This is a genomic window from uncultured Campylobacter sp. (genome assembly GCF_937890585.1).
Lineage (GTDB): Bacteria > Campylobacterota > Campylobacteria > Campylobacterales > Campylobacteraceae > Campylobacter_A.
In genome coordinates this window covers 1-1,971 of the sequence record NZ_CALACG010000213.1, presented here as the reverse complement: position 1 = coordinate 1,971, position 1,971 = coordinate 1, and the positions used below count along the sequence as shown (strand labels likewise).

Annotated in this window: 2 protein-coding genes and 1 pseudogene; all 3 read left to right on the top strand. The window is 38.4% G+C overall.

The window, feature by feature from the left end; genetic code table 11:
• Window positions 1–193: 193 nt before the first annotated feature.
• Window positions 194–1,117 (top strand): 16S rRNA (cytosine(1402)-N(4))-methyltransferase RsmH, encoded by a 924-nt coding sequence (gene rsmH / locus Q0296_RS06260; RefSeq protein WP_298038148.1) that lies wholly within the window; start codon window positions 194–196, stop codon window positions 1,115–1,117.
• Between the two features lie 2 nt (window positions 1,118–1,119).
• Window positions 1,120–1,413 (top strand): hypothetical protein, encoded by a 294-nt coding sequence (locus tag Q0296_RS06255; protein ID WP_002940285.1) that lies wholly within the window; start codon window positions 1,120–1,122, stop codon window positions 1,411–1,413.
• Window positions 1,404–1,971: pseudogene (locus Q0296_RS06250) on the top strand (hypothetical protein); the annotation flags it as partial. The gene Q0296_RS06255 and the pseudogene Q0296_RS06250, both read left to right, overlap by 10 nt.

Sequence of the window (1,971 nt, the reverse complement as noted above, 5' to 3'; positions counted from 1 at the left end):
CTAGTACGGTCTCGTGGGCTCGGAGATGTGTATAAGAGACAGCGTTTATTGAGTGTTCTAGCTCCATATTTTCTCCTGTGTTTGGGTGATTATATTTAAGCTATCTTAAAATTTGTGTAAAATTTTATGTAATGATAGCTTTTTAAGTAAAATTTCGATAAATTTTCACACTAATTTCATTAAAGAGGCAGTGTTGCAAAGTCCGCATATTAGCGTTTTACTTGACGAAGTTTTATCATTTTTTAAAGACCTGCGTGGAAATTTTATAGATTGCACGCTTGGATATGCTGGACATTCTAGTGCCATTTTGTCTCAAAATGAAAATTTAAATTTGATCGCTTGCGACAAAGACATCGAAGCTATAAATTTCTCGCTCAAAAAACTTGAGCCATTTGGCAGCAGAGTGAAAATTTATAAGAGCAATTTTTCTGAGCTTATTAGCAAACTTAGCAGCGATGAAATTTCAAATGTTAGAGGGATTTTAGCTGACATTGGTGTTAGTTCGCTGCAGATAGATAAAGATGATAGAGGCTTTAGCCTTGGCTCAAGCACGCTTGATATGCGCATGGATAAAGAGCGAGGATTTAGCGCTTATGACGTTGTAAATGACTACTCGTTTGATGAGTTAGTTAGGATTTTTAGGGATTATGGCGAGTTAAAAAATGCTGCTGGGGTTGCAAATAAGATAATAAATGCTAGAAATTTAGGCAAGATAACGAGCGCAAAAGAGCTTGCAAATATAATAGGCACAGCTCAGATAAAAGGGCGTGGCATTAGCCCTGCGATACTAGCTTTTCAGGCGATCAGGATAGAGGTAAATGGCGAGCTAGATGAGCTAACAAATTTGCTTGATAGTATAGAAAAGGGCGGTTTTAAGGATTGCTTGGTGGCGATTATTACATTTCACTCGCTTGAAGATAGGATCGTAAAAGAGCGCTTCAAAAAGTGGGCAAATAGCTGTATCTGCCCGCCTGGCGTCTATAGATGTGAGTGCGGAAATAACCACGAACTGGGCGAAATTTTAACCAAAAAGCCACTAACGGCAAGCCAAAGTGAGCTAGCACAAAACTCACGAAGTAAGAGCGCAAAACTGCGTGTTTTTAAGATAAAAGGATAAAGATGCAAGAAAAAGAAGAGCTGCTAACACTTCACGACGAGGAGCAAAAACGTGAGGTAAATTTAAGCTTTAAGACGCTAGTGATGGTCTATCTTGCGGTTTTTATAGCGCTGGCTCTATTTTTGCCAAAAATTTACATAGCAAATCAAATTTATTATATAAGTAGAGATATCGCCGATATCAGCGGCAAACGAGATATGCTTCTTGAAGAAAACAGAGCTCTTAGCATAAAGCTTGAAAATTTGCGTTATAAAAATCAAATTTTAAACAATATGCAAGAGCGTCAATGGAAATAATTAAGAAATTTAAAAGCTTCATCCACTACTACGACCCTGCAAATTTCCAGCTCATCTACTCGCTAAAAGCTGCCACGACTATCGCTTTTAACTGCTTTTTGTGCTTTTACTTCTTTCATCTAAGCGGCGCTATCATGGCTGTAAATATCACGATGGGTATATTTTTTCTTGGCGAGCTTGAGTGCAAAGATAGGAGTAAATTTGCCTTTTTGCTTCTTTACATCGTGCTTTCTTGCGCTTTTATGCCCTTTGTTGATCCATTTATCAGCCTTGGCGTTTGGCTCTCGCTTATCGTATTTGTCTGGATATTTGTGGTGGGCATTAGCCAAATTTATAGCTCAAATTTAAACAAAATTTTGCTTGCCGTAAATGCAACAGGGCTAGTTGCTTTCGTGACAAAGACCGCAGTTGGGCTAAATGTGATTGATAGCATCGGTGGTCTGGTGCTTGCTGGCGTGCTAAGCATCATCATAAAATTTGAAAACTTTGGCAAATACGGCAAATTTACTAAAAAGAGCATCAGCTTTTTGCTAGATAACGCCATCTTGTCGAGCAAAG